Source organism: Brevundimonas vitisensis (assembly GCF_016656965.1).
Taxonomy (GTDB): Bacteria; Pseudomonadota; Alphaproteobacteria; order Caulobacterales; family Caulobacteraceae; genus Brevundimonas; species Brevundimonas vitisensis.
This window is the reverse complement of record NZ_CP067977.1, coordinates 229,914-243,868: the sequence shown is the minus strand read 5'-3', so window position 1 is coordinate 243,868 and position 13,955 is coordinate 229,914. Positions and strand designations below refer to the sequence as shown.

Genomic DNA, 13,955 nt, shown 5'->3' with positions numbered 1-13,955 from the left:
CCGTCTCCCTGCCTCAGAACGACCGCGTGACCGCCGCGTACCAGTAGCGGCCGTAGGGGCGATAGACGGAGCCCAGGTAACCGCCGTCAGCCAGCGGCGGGCCTTCGTCGGTCAGGTCGCGCACGCCCAGGCGAACCCGGGTGTCGGAGGCCCATCCGGCATCCTCGAACTCGTACTGGCCATACAGATTCCAGACCAGCTGGTCCTCGACTACCCACGGCTGCCCGGTGTCGCTCAGCAGCGAGGTCTGCTCGATCTCGCTGGTGTAGTTGCCGGTCAGTCCGACACGCCAGGGGCCCATGCTCCAGTTGATATTGGCCTGCACCCGCCATTCGGGGCGTCCGTTCTGGGCGATCAATTGTCTGGAGTCCGGCAGCGGCGTCAGGGCGTTGATCGTCCCGGCATCGCGCGCTGCATACAGGCTGTCGACGACGTCGCCGGGTGCGCGAGAATACTCCAGCATCTGCGATGCATTCAGACGCACGTTGAACGTGCCCCATTCGGTCCGCCGCTTGGACCAGGCGAAGCCGAAGTCGACCCCCTCGACCGTCTGGGGCAACAGGTTCACGAACCGGTCGCTGATCGACACCACTGCCCCGACGGGGGTCAGACCCGTACCGTCGAAGAAGGCAATGTCGTCCGCATTCGGAGCTTCGCGCACGACATTGGGGTTCGAGCCGCCGTTGACCCGGTTCAGATAGTCCAGAGCAAGAGCCGTCTGGGCACCCAGCAGGCCGACGATCTTCTCCTGCTCGATCTTCCAGCGATCGACCGTGAACGTGAAGTCGCCCCAGGATTCCGGCAGGAAGGTCGGCTGGAACACCAGACCATAAGACTGGTTGGTGCTTTCTTCCGGCTCCAGTTCCGGATTGCCCGCGATGAGCAGAGAGGCACTGGCCGTTCGCGTACAGGCGCTGAAGTTGGCGATCCGGCCGGCCCGCAGGTCAGCTTCGCAACGGACATAGTCCAGATTGGTCGCCAGACGCGCGTACTGGGTGGCGTTGACCTGCTCCAGGTTCGGCGCGCGGAAGCCCTCCGAATAGGAGCCCCGGATCCGCAGGCCGTCGATCACGTCCCAGGCCACGGCGATCTTGGGCTTGGCCACAGAGCCGAAGTCCGAATAGTGCTCGAACCGTCCGGCCAGCTGTACGTCGATGCTCCGGATCAGCGGAATGTTCATCTCGGGCGAGACGAGCGGCACCGCGAACTCGACGAATGCTCCCGCGACGTCGCGCTCGCCTTCGGTGTCCGGATTGGGACTGACGGCGGCGGTATTCGATAGATTGGTCGCTCCGGTCACCATGTCGACGAAGGTGAAGGTACCGTCGAGGTTTTCGTCCCGGTCGTCAGACTGGGTTTCGTGGCGGAACTCCACCCCCATAGCGACCCCGACCGGACCACCCGGAAGGACAAACAGATCGTTCCGGCTCATCTTGAAATCGACCAGGGTCAGGGTCGTTCGCGATGTCCGCTGCAGGTCAAAGGTGATGGCGTCGATCGCCGCCTGGGACGATGGCGTGCAGTCGCCAAAGCTGGGCGTGTCGATGCAGCCGCCGCTGAACGGATTGTAGGCATCAGGCGTGGACAGGGCCAGCTGTGCCTGCAGCGCCGTCATATTGATGTTGGGCGAGGTGTCCTTGGCCTCAGCCTCGGAATACAGCAGCGCCGTTTCCCAATCGAACCCGCGCCATTCACCGCGCAGGCCCCCCAGGATGCGCGCCTGATAGTTCTCGACGATCACGTCCTGGAAGCCGGCATCGACGAAGCGATAGTTCCCCAGTCGAACAGGCAGGCCACCGACCGGCACATTGGTCAGACCCGGCAGGCGGTTCGGGTTGACCGATCCATCCGCAAAGGTCACCGGCCCGAACGGATTCCAGTAGTTGCTGGCCGGAATCCACAGGGCGTTCAGATTGATCACCGGCGGCTGGATGGCATGGCTTTCGGCGGCATAGAGGCCGAACTCGCCGAAGGCCTCGATCGAAGACGTCAGCTCATAGTGGCCGCTGACAAAGACATTGACGCGCTCGATCGACGACCGGACCGTGGTCCCGTTGCGCGTGTCGTACCGCATTTCACGGTTGGTGCTGTTATAGGCCGGGGCACCGGAAATCAGGCAGATGTCTCCGGGCAGCGGCGCGCCGTCACAGCCGAAGCTTTCGGGCTGGATGCGGAAGGCGCCGGCCGCCGTGGCAATGACCGTGCCGAAATAGCGCGGCCGCAGGGCCGTGGTCGATCCCGGCAGGGTCATCGTGCCCCACGGCGTGTGCGACGACCGCCCGTCCGGCACACTGGACGTCTCGAAGCCCGGATACTGCGCGAAGAACGACCGCAGGTCGTCGGTCGCGGTGAAGTCCTGATCCTCGGCCATCAGCTTGGACCGATCGGTGTAGTTGATGAACACCGAAAGATTGCCGCGATCGAAATCCCGACCCGCGAAGATGTTGGTTTCAAACTCGGTAAACTCGGTGCCTTCAGCCCCGCCGTACTGAGTGCTGATGGTCAGGCCGTCGATGTCGTCGCGCAGCACGGTGTTGACCACACCCGCCACGGCGTCGGCACCATAGATGGCGGCGGCACCGTCCAGCAGAACTTCCAGTCGCTCCAGCCCCGATACTGGAATGGCATTGGAGTTGTAGCTCAGTACCGGCACGGTCCCGCTGTCCGACGTGCCCTGGCTGGTCGGGTGCTGAACCAGGCGGCGACCGTTCAAAAGGACCAGGGTGTTGCCGACGCCGAGCGAGCGCAGATTGACCGAGTTCACATCGCCACGCGCCGAGTTGCTGGTCTGGGGGTTGTTGGCAGAGTCGAACAGGACGTCGCCCATCTGCGGGATCGACCGGAACAGGTCGTCGCCAGAGGTCGCCCCCGTGGCGGCAATCTGCTCGGCGTCCAGCACCACGACCGGAAGGGCCGCCGTCGTCGACGCTCCGCGGATCTGCGAACCGACGACAACCAGTTCGTCCACGGACGTGGCTTCGCCGTCCGGATCCTGGGGCGTGGCGGTGATGACCGCCTCCTGGGCCAGGGCCGATCCGGCCACGGCCATGACCGCCATCAAGGCCGTGCCGCCAAACAGCAGGTCTCTTTGTGTGAAACGCATCGTCGTCCCTCCTCTATTCCCCTCGGCCGATCCAGGTCGGCCGTTTGATCTTGTTGGTCGTCAGTCGGCCGTTACGACGGCCTTGTCCCCCGGTCCGGCGGCCGGATCGACCGGTGCAGCCAGGCCTTTGGGCCCGCGGCCCAGCGCGGCATGCAGAGCGTCGCGGTCCAGCTCTCCCTCCCAGCGCGCCACGACCAGAGTGGCCACGGCGTTTCCAATGAAGTTGGTCAGGGCCCGGCACTCGCTCATGAACCGGTCGATGCCCAGGATCAGCGCCATGCCGGCCACAGGCACCGTCGGCACCACGGCCAAGGTCGCGGCCAGGGTGATGAAGCCCGCGCCTGTGATTCCGGCCGCGCCTTTGGAACTCAGCATGGCGACCAGCAGCAGCAGCACCTGTTCCTGCAGCGTCAGCTCGATGTTCATGGCCTGGGCAATGAACAGAGCAGCCATGGTCATATAGATGTTGGTGCCGTCCAGATTGAACGAATAGCCGGTGGGCACGACCAGTCCGACCACCGACTTGGTGGCACCGGCCGCTTCCATCTTCTGCATCAGGCTGGGCAGGGCCGCCTCGGACGACGACGTCCCCAGCACCAGCAGCAGCTCTTCCTTCAGATAGGCGATCAGCCGGAAAATGGAGAAGCCATTGGCCAGGCAGACCAGCCCCAGCACGCCAATCACGAAGACGAGGGAGGTCAGATAAAAAGTCGCGATCAGCGCGGCCAGCTTGGCCACGGCCCCGAGGCCATAGGCTCCGATGGTGAAGGCAAAGGCCCCGAACGCCCCGATCGGTGCGGCCTTCATCAGGATGGCCACCAGTTTGAAGACGATCTGGCTCAGCGACTCCAGGCCGCGCCGCACCGGCTCGGCCGCGTCCCCGACGATCGCCAGGGCGATGCCGAACAGGATGGCGACGAACAGGGTCTGCAGGATGTTGCCCTCGACGAAGGCACTGACCAGGGTCGTGGGAATGATGCCGGTCAGAAAGCCGACAATGGTGCTTTCATGGGCCGCCGCCGAATATTGCGCCACCGATGCCGGATCCAGGCTGGCGGGGTCGATGTTCAGCCCACGCCCAGGCTGAACCACATTGCCGATCACCAGTCCGACGATCAGCGCCAGGGTCGAAAACACCAGAAAATAACCGAACGCCTTGGCGGCAACGCGTCCGACCTGGCCCAGGTCGCGCATGCCGGCCAGCCCGGTGACGATCGTCAGGAAGATGACTGGTGCGATGATCATCTTCACCAGCTTGATGAAGGCATCACCCAGCGGCTTCAGCTGAACCGCGAAGTCCGGCGCGAAATGGCCGATCAGGCCTCCGGCCAGAATCGCCAGCAGCACCATGAAATAGAGGCTGCGATAGAACGGTCGATGCGCGGCAGGCGCGCCCGGTGATTGGACGATCGGACCCAAGAAGACCTCCCGTGAAGGCAGGAACGCGCCTTCGATCTCTGTGACTTTGCCGTCTGACGCGGCTATTCGAGAGTATCGTCACCATGCTGAACGACAGGCAAGAGATTGCCACAATGTGGCTTAATGCCTGTTTTTGCGTTGGTTTTCTTGCTTGCCTCATGGGCAAGAAGCCCAACTGTGCGGATTTTCACACGCGCCACCTCGACATTTGTGCATATTTCCGCACAGTCGGAGCATGATGCTTCGCTTCGATCCCTCGACCTATGTGTGGCGGCTCTTCGCAGCCTTCTGGATCGTCGTAGCCGTCGTCGCGGTCGTGGGCTGGGGCGAGATCGCCCGGCGCGATGCAAAGGCTTCCGCGCTACGACAGGCCTCCACCGCCGCCGCCCTGCATGCTTCGGTTCTGCGCAGCGAGCTGGAGCGCCACCGCTCCCTGCCCATGGTCATGGCGCTGGACCCCGACCTTGCCGATCTGCTGACCGATCCCGGCTTGGGCCCCTCCGTGCTGAACCTCAAGTTCGAAGGTCTGGCCCGCGATGTCCGCGCCGCGGCCATCTATCTGCTGGACACGGGCGGCACCGCTCTGGCTGCCAGCAACTGGCGTGAGCCGACCAGCTTCGTCGGGTCCAACTATCGTTTCCGCCCCTATTTCCACGAAGCCATGCGCGACGGTCAGGCCGCCTTCTTCGCCCTTGGGACGGTCAGTGGCCGCCCTGGCCTCTACCTGTCCCGCCGCGTGGATGATCCGGCCGGTCGCCCGATCGGGGTCATCGTCGCCAAGGTCGAGTTCGACGTGTTGGAGCAGGATTGGCGCGCGTCGGGCGAACCGACCTATGTCACCGATTCCAACGGGGTCGTCCTGATCACCACCGTGCCGGATTGGCGGTTTCGTACGACCCAACCCTTGTCTCAAGCCCAGCGACGCCAGTTTTCACTGGAGCATACGTCGGGCACTGCCGCCCTGGCGGATATGCCCTTCCCCGCCGGACGGGATGACCTGATCCGCATCAGCCAGGGTTTGCCGAGCGACCTCTATGCCCGCACGGTCCAGCCCTTGGCCGACATGGGCTGGACCCTGACCCTGCTGTCGGCCTCCCGGGCCCAGATTGCACGCGCCACCCTCGCCGCCCAGACCCTGGCCCTGCTCAGCGTCGCCCTCCTGGCGGGTCTGTCCGGCATCCTGCTGCGCCGTCGTCAGCGTGCCCGGCTGCGCGCCGTCGAGGCCGAGGCTGCCCGGCTCGAACTGGAGCGGCAGATCGACCTGCGCACCGTCGAACTTCGCAACGCCAACACGCGGCTCAGTCACGAGATCGATGAACGCCGCCGCCTGGAAAAAAGCCGGCAGGATCTCCAGGACGAACTCATCCAGGCCAACAAGCTGGCCACCCTGGGCCAGATTGCCGCCGGCGTGGCCCACGAGATCAACCAGCCCATCGCCGCCATTCGCACCCATGCGGACAGCGCAGGCCTTTACCTCGACCGATCCGATACCGCCGCCGCCGCGCGCTCGCTGTCGACCATCGGCGGCCTGACCGAGCGGATCGGGGCCATTACCGACGAACTGCGCGCCTTCTCTCGCAAGACCCGGTCGGAGGTCGTCGCCGTCGCTGTTGATGCCGCCATCGATGGCACCCTGTTGCTGATCGGGGCCCGCCTGCGCGAACGCGGCGTCCGGCTTTCGCGGGATGTGCCGGTGCCCGGCCTGCGGGTCAGGGCAGAGCGGAACCGGCTGGAGCAGGTTATCCTGAACCTCCTTCAGAACGCGGTCGAGGCCCTGGAGGGCGTCGCCGACCCCACCATCGTCATCGCCGTGCGCCAGACAGGAAGCCGGGTCACGATCGCCGTCTCCGACAACGGCCCCGGGGTCTCGCCCGAGGTGCGCGACCGCCTCTTCACCCCCTTCACGACCGATAAGGCAGATGGCCTGGGCCTGGGCCTGGTTATCAGCCGCGACATCGTCACCGGGTTCGGGGGAGAGCTGACCTATCGGCCCGGCCCCGCAGGGACCACCTTCCAGATCGTTCTGGCCCGCGCGAAATGAGCTTCCAGTCCCTGAACCGCATTGCTCTGGTCGAGGATGACGTCAGTTTCCGCGAGGCCTTGGCCGAGAGGCTGTCGCTGGACGGGTTCGTAGTCACCGCCTTCGGTTCCGGCGAGCCGGCGCTGAAAGCCCTGACCGATCGTTTCGAGGGCGTGGTCGTTACCGACCTGCGCATGCCCGGACTGGATGGCCGCCAGCTGGTCGAACGCCTTCTGTTGATGGACCCGGACCTGCCCGTGGTCATGATGACCGGGCATGGCGACATCGCAGAGGCCGTCGATGCGATGAAGCGCGGGGCCTATGACTTCCTGGCCAAACCCTTTGCTCCGGAACGTCTGGTTCAGACCCTGCGGCGAGCGCTGGAGAAGCGTGGCCTGATCCTGGACAACCGCCGTCTGGCCGCCCTGGCGGCAGAAGACACCTGGACCATTCCACTGAGCGGCGACAGCCGACCCGTCGAAAGCCTGCGCACCGCCGTCCGCCAGCTGGGCGAGGCACCGGTCGATGTCCTGATCGAGGGAGAGACGGGATCGGGCAAGGAGGCCATCGCCCGCGCCATCCACAGCGCCGGTCGCCGCCGCACCCGTCCGTTCGTCGCCGTGGCCTGTGCGGCCCTGTCCGACGGGGCGGCCGAGGGTCAGCTGGCCGGGCATGAGGCCGGGGCCTTCTCCGGTGCGATCCGCCGCCGCGTCGGTCAGATCGAACAGTCCCATCAGGGCACCCTGTTCCTGGATGACATCGATCAGGCTCCCCCCACGGCTCAGCGCCTGCTGCTGCGTGTGCTGGAAGAGCGCGAAGTCATGCCGCTGGGCGCCGCAGAGGCCCAGGCCCTGGACCTGCGCATCCTGGCCGCCACCAGCACCGACCCGGCCCTGGCCATGCAGCGCGGCGATCTGCGCGAGGATCTGTTTTACCGCCTGAACGTGGTGCGGCTGCGCGTGCCGCCGCTGCGCGAACGTCGCGAGGACATTCCCCTGCTGTTTGCCCGCTTCCTGGCCCATGCCTCGGACCGGTTGGGCCGCCCGGCCCCCGCCATGGACCATGCGGTTCGACGTCGCCTGCTGGAGTACGATTGGCCCGGCAATCTGCGCGAACTGTCAAACTTCGCCAGTCAGGTCGCGGTTGGCATGACCGCCGTGGCGGCCGCGCCCCAGGTCGAGGGGGGCCTGTCCGAACGGGTTCAAGCCTATGAGGCCGAACTGATCCGGGAGGCGCTGACGGCCGGTCGCGGGGACATCCGCACCGTGACCCAGGCTTTGCGGATTCCGCGCAAGACTCTCTATGACAAGATGGCGCGCCACGGCATCCGCCCGGCGGAACACCGAACCGACTGATCCAAACGGCCCGCCCGGCGTTGCAGTCCCGCGTCATCCGGCGCGGGGAGATCAACGGACGTGCGCGGCGAGCTGAAAACCTATCAGGCCAAGCGCCGCTTCGGCGAAACGCCCGAGCCCAAAGGCGCCAAGGCGAAGCGGCGCGGCAAGGCTCCGCTGCGGTTCCTGATCCAGCGTCACGCGGCGACGCGGCTGCACTATGACTTTCGGATCGAACACGACGGCGTGCTGAAGTCCTGGGCCGTGACCAAGGCCCCGTCCCGCGATCCGGCCATCAAGCGGCTGGCCGTCGAGGTGGAAGACCATCCTCTGGACTATGGCAATTTCGAAGGGACGATTCCGGGCGGCAACTATGGCGCCGGTACGGTCCAGATGTGGGACACCGGCACCTGGACCCCCCAGCACCCCGACACCCTCGAGGCTGATTTTGCCAAGGGGTCCATCAAGATGTTCCTGGACGGCGAACGGTTGAAGGGCGGCTGGGCCCTGGTCCGGTTGAAGTCCGATCGGGGTAAACCGTCCAAGCGCAACAACTGGCTGCTGATCAAGGAAAAGGACGACCACGCCGTCCCTGGCGAAGCCGACGCCCTGGCCGAGATCGACGCCTCGGTCACCACCGGACGCTCCCTGGCCGAGATCGCGGAGGGCACCGACCAGTGGACGAAGTCCAAGCCGACGGGCCGCAAGGCCCCTAAGCCTCCCACCCCACGCTCAAGCAGCGCAAAGAACAGGCCTCCGGCCTTCGTGCCGATCCAGCTGTGCAAGGTCGTCGACCATCCCCCCGGCGCGGCGGGCTGGGCCCATGAGATCAAGTTCGACGGCTATCGCATCCAGATCGGGATCGGGGGCGGAAAGGCGATCCTGCGCACTCGCAACGGCCTTGACTGGACCGATCGCTTTCCCGACCTGGCCGCCGATGCCAGCACCTGGCCGGATGCGGTGATCGACGGCGAACTGTGTGCCCTTGATGACGACCATATGCCGGACTTCCCGGCGCTTCAGGCCGCGATCGCGGACGGCCAAACCGGCTCCCTCGTCTATTTCGCCTTCGATCTGCTGTTCGAAGGCGATGAAGACCTTCGCAAACTGCCGCTGTCCCATCGCAAGGCCCGGCTTCAGGCGTACGTCGACCGGGTGGGCAAAACCGATGCTGACCGCCTGCGCTATGTCGAGCATTTCGCTACCACCGGCCAGGCCGTCCTGGAGAGCGCCTGCCGGATGGATCTGGAAGGCGTCATCTCCAAGAAGCTGGACGCCCCCTATCACGCGGGTCGCTCGGCCAGTTGGGTCAAGTCCAAATGCCGCGGCCGGGACGAGGTCGTCATCGGCGGCTGGTCGTCGGAAGGGGGTACCCGCTTCCGCTCGCTGCTCGTCGGGGTGCGCGACAAGGGCGGGCTGCGCTATCTGGGTCGCGTCGGGACCGGCTATGGCGAGGCGGTGGTCAAACGCCTGATGCCCGCACTCAAAGCTGCGGCGGCAGACCAGACGCCCTTTGCTGGCGCAAACGCGCCAAAGGGCGGTCGCGACATTCACTGGCTGAAACCGGTCCTGGTCGCAGAGGTCGAACACGGCGGCTACACCGAAAGCGGAGCCCTGCGTCAGGCGGCCTTCAAGGGGTTGCGCGAGGACAAGCCTGCGGCCGAAGTCACCGAACCTCCTCAGCCGCCGACCGAAATGAAGTCGACCGCGACCGTCCACTCTCCCTCGGCACCCTCTGGCAAGCGCGGCAAGGTTGTCGTCGCCGGGGTCACCCTGTCCAACCCTGACAAGATCCTTTGGCCGGCCGTGGGCGACCACCCTGCCATCACCAAGGCCGATCTTGCCCGTTATTATGAAGCGGCGGCCGAACGCCTGCTGCCTCACGTCGGCGACCGCCCCACCTCCATCATCCGCGCACCCGACGGCATCGATGGCGAGATGTTTTTTCAGCGGCACGCCATGGCCGGTTCAAACCCCCGGCTGAAGCTCATCGACGTCCAGGCCCGCACGCCCTATGTCGCCGCGGTCGATGTCGGGGGCCTGGTGGCCATTGCGCAGTCCGGCGGGCTGGAGCTCCACCCCTGGGGCTGCAAGCCCGGCGATCCCGAGGTTCCCGATCAGGTCACCTTCGACCTCGATCCCGACGAGGGTCTGGATTTCGCTGATGTCATCGCGGCCGCCAAGGCAGTGAAGGCAAAACTGGAGGCGCTCGACCTTCCGGCCTTCGTCAAGACGACGGGCGGCAAGGGCCTCCACGTCGTCGTCCCGATCCGGACAGATGCCCGCAGTCGTATCACTTGGGATCAGAACAAGGCCTTTGCCAAGGCCCTGGCAGAGACCCTCCGTGCCGGCGCACCCGACCGTTTCACCACCACCCTGGCCAAGAAGGCGCGGGGCGGAAAGATCTTCATCGACTATCTGCGCAACGGCCGCATGGCCACCGCCGTTGCCCCGTGGTCGCCCCGCGCCCGGCCCGGCGCGGGCATCGCCTTCCCACTGTCCTGGGGGCAGGTTCGGTCCGGCCTGGACCCGTCGGCCTTCAACCTGTGGACCTATCCATCCCTGCTTAGAAAGCCAGATCCGTGGGAGGATTTCCGCCCCTCGGCGGCCAGCCTGAAAAAGGCACTCAAGGCCCTGGGCGTGACCTAACGGCGTCGTGGTCGGAACTGGCGGCGGTCTCCCCCGCTTCTCCTGTACCCCCCAGGAAAAGCCGGAGTAATCTATGACACAGGATTTCGCGTCTCACGCCGAGGACGTCGCCGAACACGAACGCGACATTCAGGCCGGGATTGATGACGGCACCACCGCTTCGGAAAACTCGGACGGCGGCGCCATGCAGGCCGGAGCCCGCCCCTACCCCGTTCCGCCCTTTCCCAAACAGCACCAGCCCAAGCCGGGCGATGAAGCCGCTCTCGATCCCGCGCCGATGTACGATGCCCCCTTCTGGAAGGGGTCGGGCAAGCTGGAGGGAATGGCTGCCCTGATCACCGGCGCAGATTCCGGCATCGGCCGGGCCGTCGCTGTACTGTTTGCGCGCGAGGGGGCCGACATTGTCATCTGCCATCTGGATGAGGACGCCGACGCCGAAACCACCCGCGCCGCCGTCGAGGCCGAGGGGCGAAAGGCCCTGGTGCTCAAGGGCGACGTCGCCGATCCGGCCTTCTCGAAACATGCCGTCAACGAGACGCTGAAGGCCTTCGGTCGCCTCGACGTCGTCGTGCCCAATGCCGCGTTCCAGGAGCACGTCGACGACTTCCTGGACCTGACGTTCGAGCATTTCGACCGGACGCTGAAGACCAATCTCTATGGCTATTTCAACCTGACCCAGGCGGCGGTTCCGCACATGAAGCCGGGCGGAGCCATCGTCATGACCGGGTCTGTCACCGGCCTGATGGGCAACAAGGACCTGCTGGACTATTCGATGACCAAGGGCGGCATCCATGCCTTCGCCCGGTCGCTGGGCACCCACCTGGCCCCGCGCGGCATCCGTGTGAACGTCGTCGCGCCTGGCCCGGTCTGGACGCCCCTGAATCCCGCCGACAAGGACGAGGAGGCGACGTCGAAGTTCGGATCCCAGACGGTCATGAAGCGTCCGGCCCAACCGGAAGAGATCGCGCCCGCCTTCGTCTTCTTGGCCTCGCCGCAGTGCTCCAGCTACATCACGGGCGAAATCCTGCCGATCATTGGTGGCTATTCGGGGGGCTGATGTCCGCCGCCGGCTCCGCTCCTGAAAAGGAGCGGGGTCAGGCCGCCGTCTTCTTCCTGCTGGCCGGCTTTTTAGCCGGTGCTTTCTTCGCAGCAGGCTTCTTGGCTGCTGCCGACTTGGACCCCGTCGCCGAGCCTTTCAGACTGTTCTTCAGGGCCGCCATCAGGTCGATGACATTGGTGTCGTCCGGCTCGGCTACATCGACCGTGCCCTTGCCGCCCTTGGTCTTGGCTTTGATCATTTCACGCAGGGCGTCGTCGTAGCGATCCTTGAAGTCCGAGGCGTCAAAGTCCGCTTCCTTCTGGCCGATGATCCGCGCGGCGATCTCCACCATGTCGGCGTCCGCCTTCACGGTGGGAATGTCGTCGAAATAGTCGGCGGCGTCCCTGACCTCGTCGTGTGCCCGCAGCGTATAGGCCACCAAACCCTTGCCCCGGACCTCCAGCGCCAACTGACGTTCCTTGCCGCGCAGGACCAGGCACCCCAGTGCCACCTTGCCCTGTTTCTTCATGGCATCGCGGATGACGGCGAACGCCTCCACCCCCGCGCCCTTCTCGGGCACGACGAAGAAGGGGTCGTCCCAGAACAGGCGGTCGATCTCGCTCTCGTCGACGAACTTGTCGATCGAGATGGTCTTGGTGCTCTCCAGCTTGACCTTGTCGAAGTCGGCGTCGTCGAACAGGACATACTCGTCCTTCGACACTTCGTATCCGCGCACCAGATCGCTGCGTTCCACCGGCCCCGTGTCCGGATCGGTCGGCACCATGCGGATGCGGTTGTTGGTCTCGGGATTGATCAGGTGGAAGCGAACGTCATTGCTGCTGGTCGTGGCGGTGAACAGCGCCACCGGACAGGTGACCAGCGACAGCTTCAGATGTCCCTGCCATGTGGGTCGCGCAGCCATCGATTCATCCCTCGCTTCAGGACGCAGGAATGCGCGGCGGCCCCGCTTGGTTCACATCGGTCCGGTCAGGCCCGGCGGCCCAGTCTCAACCCGTGTGTATTCAGCCACATCCCGCCGATGGCCGTGGCCAGCCCGAGGCCCAGCACCCCCGTCGCCGGACCGATCGCCAGGCCTAGGCTCTCGCCGAACGGTGCCATCACCGGCTGCAGGCCCCACAGAAGGGCCGTCGCCGCGATCGCCCAGGGCACGCTGGCCCCGACCGTGGCCAGGGCCCGTCGCCGCGCCACACGCCTTGCGACGGCCGCCTCGAACGCCGGGTCGCGCACGGGGCGATCGAGGCTCAGGAACAGGGACAGTTTGTCGTCAGGCGTCATCGGATCCTCCGAGCGCTTTCAGCAGCCGCGCCCGACCCCGCGCAACATGGGACTTCACCGTGCCCAGTGGCAAGCCCAGGGCCAGCGCCGCCTCTGCGTGCGACCATCCGTCCGCCAGGCACAGGGCGACCGCGGCGCGCACATCGGGGGCCAGCTCTGCCATGGCCGCCGCCAGGGCCAGCCGGTCCTCGTGCGACAGACCGGACGGCGCATCGATCGTTTCCAGCCAGGCCCGGTCCCGCGCCGCCCCGCGCCGCGCCCCGCGCATCCGGTCCTGCGCCTTTCGCCAGGCGATGCCCAGCAGCCACGACCGCACGCCCGCCGGGTCCTTCAACGACCTGAGAGCGCCCCAGGCGGCCAGGAAGGTCTCCTGCGCCACATCGTCCGCCTCGGCCCAGCCGCCGCCCAGGGTGCGCCGCAGAAAGCCGCGCACCACCCCCTGATGCCGGGCCACCAACTGGCCGAACGCCGCGTCCGACCCGGCCCGCGCCCGGTGCACCAGGGCGGCGTCGTCCGTCCCCTCCCCCACGGTCCTGCTCCCGTCCGGCCATCAGCCCCGGTTGCGCCGGCCCCGGCCGATAAGGGCCGAGACCAGACAGGCCACGGACAGGGCGCCCAGCACGAAGGTCACGATCAGAAAGGCTTCGCCTGCCCCGTACATATTGCTCCAGGCCGCATAGCCGAAACCGGCCGCCAGCAGGCCGAACAGCACGACCGAGAACCAGTTGCCGCCCTGGCTCCATCCGCTGCTGCTGCTCGTACCCCAGGCCTCGGCGTCCGCATCGATCGGCCGGTCCAGCACCTTCAGCAGGGCCTCGGGCGGTTCCTGCCCCCGCTCGGCATAGGTCTGGATCAGCTTCAGCGTGTCGCGCTGGCGCATATAGTTCAGGAAGCTGGAGATACCGCCGAACACGAACCAGCTCAGCGGAAACAGCAGCCACCAATAGCTGCGAAACATGTCTTCCATCGTCATCATCCCAATCGCACAGCGACCCTCGCCGTGCTCTCATAGGGATAGTCGCCGCCGAACCCGTCAATGGATGCAGCTTGCGGAACATCGCCCGGCCCCCATTTCCAATCGAACACGGAGAGCAC

Annotated in this window: 10 protein-coding genes; 4 read left to right on the top strand and 6 right to left on the bottom strand. The window is 66.0% G+C overall.

The window, feature by feature from the left end; all coding sequences use genetic code 11:
• Positions 1–13: 13 nt before the first annotated feature.
• Together JIP62_RS01205 and dctA are read right to left on the bottom strand one after the other, a co-directional pair.
• Positions 14–3,103, bottom strand: coding sequence for a TonB-dependent receptor domain-containing protein (locus JIP62_RS01205; RefSeq protein WP_201103151.1), 3,090 nt, complete (start codon positions 3,101–3,103; stop codon positions 14–16).
• A gap of 60 nt (positions 3,104–3,163) precedes the next feature.
• Positions 3,164–4,453: a C4-dicarboxylate transporter DctA gene (gene dctA, locus JIP62_RS01200; RefSeq protein ID WP_201104456.1), complete on the bottom strand. Its 1,290-nt coding sequence runs from the start codon at positions 4,451–4,453 to the stop codon at positions 3,164–3,166.
• A 304-nt stretch (positions 4,454–4,757) separates the two neighbouring features.
• Here dctA and JIP62_RS01195 point away from each other — a divergent pair, with 304 nt between their 5' ends.
• From JIP62_RS01195 to JIP62_RS01180, 4 genes are all read left to right on the top strand, one after another.
• On the top strand, positions 4,758–6,563 hold the full coding sequence (locus tag JIP62_RS01195; RefSeq protein ID WP_201103150.1) for a sensor histidine kinase: 1,806 nt from the start codon (positions 4,758–4,760) through the stop codon (positions 6,561–6,563).
• A complete protein-coding gene (locus JIP62_RS01190; RefSeq protein ID WP_201103149.1) occupies positions 6,560–7,897 on the top strand; it encodes a sigma-54-dependent transcriptional regulator in 1,338 nt (445 codons plus the stop codon). Before JIP62_RS01195 ends, JIP62_RS01190 begins: the two co-directional genes overlap by 4 nt.
• Positions 7,898–7,957: 60 nt before the next feature.
• Entirely contained in the window at positions 7,958–10,525 is a 2,568-nt protein-coding gene (ligD, locus tag JIP62_RS01185) for a DNA ligase D (protein WP_201103148.1), read from the top strand.
• Between the two features lie 73 nt (positions 10,526–10,598).
• Positions 10,599–11,582: an SDR family oxidoreductase gene (locus JIP62_RS01180; RefSeq protein WP_201103147.1), complete on the top strand. Its 984-nt coding sequence runs from the start codon at positions 10,599–10,601 to the stop codon at positions 11,580–11,582.
• A gap of 37 nt (positions 11,583–11,619) precedes the next feature.
• Here the strand turns inward: JIP62_RS01180 and ku are convergent, their stop codons facing one another.
• The 4 genes from ku to JIP62_RS01160 form a co-directional block, all read right to left on the bottom strand.
• The gene (gene ku, locus JIP62_RS01175; protein WP_201103146.1) at positions 11,620–12,486 is read right to left on the bottom strand and encodes a non-homologous end joining protein Ku; all 867 of its coding nucleotides are present in this window, start codon (positions 12,484–12,486) and stop codon (positions 11,620–11,622) included.
• 65 nt (positions 12,487–12,551) lie between these two features.
• Positions 12,552–12,860, bottom strand: a complete 309-nt coding sequence (locus tag JIP62_RS01170) for a hypothetical protein (protein WP_201103145.1) — start codon at positions 12,858–12,860, stop codon at positions 12,552–12,554.
• The gene (locus JIP62_RS01165; RefSeq protein WP_201103144.1) at positions 12,850–13,389 is read right to left on the bottom strand and encodes an RNA polymerase sigma factor; all 540 of its coding nucleotides are present in this window, start codon (positions 13,387–13,389) and stop codon (positions 12,850–12,852) included. Before JIP62_RS01165 ends, JIP62_RS01170 begins: the two co-directional genes overlap by 11 nt.
• A gap of 21 nt (positions 13,390–13,410) precedes the next feature.
• Positions 13,411–13,827, bottom strand: coding sequence for a hypothetical protein (locus tag JIP62_RS01160; RefSeq protein ID WP_201103143.1), 417 nt, complete (start codon positions 13,825–13,827; stop codon positions 13,411–13,413).
• Between the last annotated feature and the right edge of the window lie 128 nt (positions 13,828–13,955).

Excerpts from the sequence above, each read along its gene's own strand:
- dctA (WP_201104456.1), bottom strand. The coding sequence starts at position 4,453 with ATGGTGCTGCTGGCGATTCTGGCCGGAGGCCTGATCGGCCATTTCGCG.
- JIP62_RS01195 (WP_201103150.1), top strand. The coding sequence starts at position 4,758 with ATGATGCTTCGCTTCGATCCCTCGACCTATGTGTGGCGGCTCTTCGCA.
- JIP62_RS01160 (WP_201103143.1), bottom strand. The coding sequence starts at position 13,827 with ATGGAAGACATGTTTCGCAGCTATTGGTGGCTGCTGTTTCCGCTGAGC.
- JIP62_RS01170 (WP_201103145.1), bottom strand. The coding sequence starts at position 12,860 with ATGACGCCTGACGACAAACTGTCCCTGTTCCTGAGCCTCGATCGCCCC.
- JIP62_RS01205 (WP_201103151.1), bottom strand. The coding sequence starts at position 3,103 with ATGCGTTTCACACAAAGAGACCTGCTGTTTGGCGGCACGGCCTTGATG.
- JIP62_RS01180 (WP_201103147.1), top strand. The coding sequence starts at position 10,599 with ATGACACAGGATTTCGCGTCTCACGCCGAGGACGTCGCCGAACACGAA.
- JIP62_RS01190 (WP_201103149.1), top strand. The coding sequence starts at position 6,560 with ATGAGCTTCCAGTCCCTGAACCGCATTGCTCTGGTCGAGGATGACGTC.
- ku (WP_201103146.1), bottom strand. The coding sequence starts at position 12,486 with ATGGCTGCGCGACCCACATGGCAGGGACATCTGAAGCTGTCGCTGGTC.